The following is a 1,391-nucleotide window of genomic DNA, read 5'->3' as shown; positions in this document are numbered from 1 at the left end:
CGATGCTCGCGCCGGCCAGGTAGTTCCCGGGCTTGCCGTACAGGTCGGCGGCCTCCAGGCAGCGGTCGTGGATGCCGTGCATGATGTCCGCGAGCCGGCGCTCCGTGTGGTCGAAGCTCCAGGAGTCGCGGGACGCGTTCTGCTGCATCTCCAGGGCGCTGGTCGCGGGGGCCCCGCGGGGGGGCGGCCGGGCCCCGCCCGCGGGGGCGCCCGCGGGGGGGGGCCACCCGCCGCCCCGGGGGGTGGGGGGGGCCCCCCCCCCGGCCCCGGCCGCCCCCCCGGGCGCCCCCGGACAGGTGGTCCACGTGCAGGGCGGTCCACTGCGCGTAGCCGGCGATCGCGGCCGGGTCGGGGTGCGGGTCGAGCAGGGCGCGCACGATCGGCGGCGCGGGCACGGGCCCGGTCGGCTCGTCCACCGGGGTCTCGGCGGCCCCGGTCTCCCGGGCCGCCGCGGCCAGCGACGCGAGGCTGCGCCGGGCGAGCAGGTCGCGCGGGCGCAGCTCCAGGCCGTGCGCGCGCAACCGGCTGCTGACGCTGATCGCGGTGATGCTGTCGCCGCCCAGGGCGAAGAAGTCGTCGTCGACGCCGACGTGCTCCGCGCCGGTCACCTCCGCGACGACGGCGCACAGCGCGCGTTCCCGCCCGGTGGCCGGGGCGCGCCCGCCGCCCGCGGCGCGGGGTTCGGGCAGGGCGGCGCGGTCGAGCTTGCCGTTGACCGTGACCGGCAGCTCGTCCAGCACCACCACGGCCGAGGGCACGAGGTGGTCGGGCACCCGGTCGGCCAGCGCCGTGCGCACCGCCTCGGGCGTGACCTCGTGGCCGGCGGCGGGCACCACGTAGCCGATCAGCCGGGCCGTGCCGGCGCCGGTGCGGACGGCGGCGGCGGCCGCGCTCACGCCGGGCAGCGCGCCCAGCGCGGCCTCGACCTCGCCGACCTCGACGCGGTGGCCGCGCACCTTGACCTGGCCGTCGCGCCGGCCCAGGTACTCCAGGCCGCGCGGGGTCCAGCGGGCCAGGTCGCCGGTGCGGTACATGCGGTCGCCGGGCCCGCCGAACGGGTCGGCCACGAACCGGTCGGCGGTCAGGCCGGGGCGGTCCAGGTAGCCGCGGGCCAGGCGCGGCCCGGCCAGGTACAGCTCGCCGCGCACGCCCGGCGGCACCGGGCGCAGCGCGTTGTCCAGCACGTAGGCCCTGGTGCCGGGCAGCGGGAACCCGATGGTGGGTTCGGCGCCCTCGACCCGCGCGCAGGTGCCGTCCACGGCGGCCTCGGTGGGGCCGTACATGTTGCGGGCTGCCACCCCGGACGCGGCGACGCGCCGCCACAGACCGGGCGGGGTGGCCTCGCCGCCGAGCACGAGCAGCGCCGGCCGGTGGTCGCCGTGCAGCAGGCC

2 pseudogenes are annotated in these 1,391 nt (G+C 80.2%); both read right to left on the bottom strand.

What is annotated here, in order from left to right:
• Positions 1-148, bottom strand: a pseudogene (locus ACFV4N_RS43765) (NADP-specific glutamate dehydrogenase); the annotation flags it as partial.
• Between the two features lie 151 nt (positions 149-299).
• Positions 300-1,391: pseudogene (locus ACFV4N_RS43760) on the bottom strand (non-ribosomal peptide synthetase); the annotation flags it as partial.

It is taken from the genome of Actinosynnema sp. NPDC059797 (genome assembly GCF_042732085.1).
GTDB lineage: Bacteria > Actinomycetota > Actinomycetes > Mycobacteriales > Pseudonocardiaceae > Actinosynnema.
Note: the sequence above shows the minus strand (reverse complement) of the source record. Positions and strands in the feature narration are given on the sequence as shown.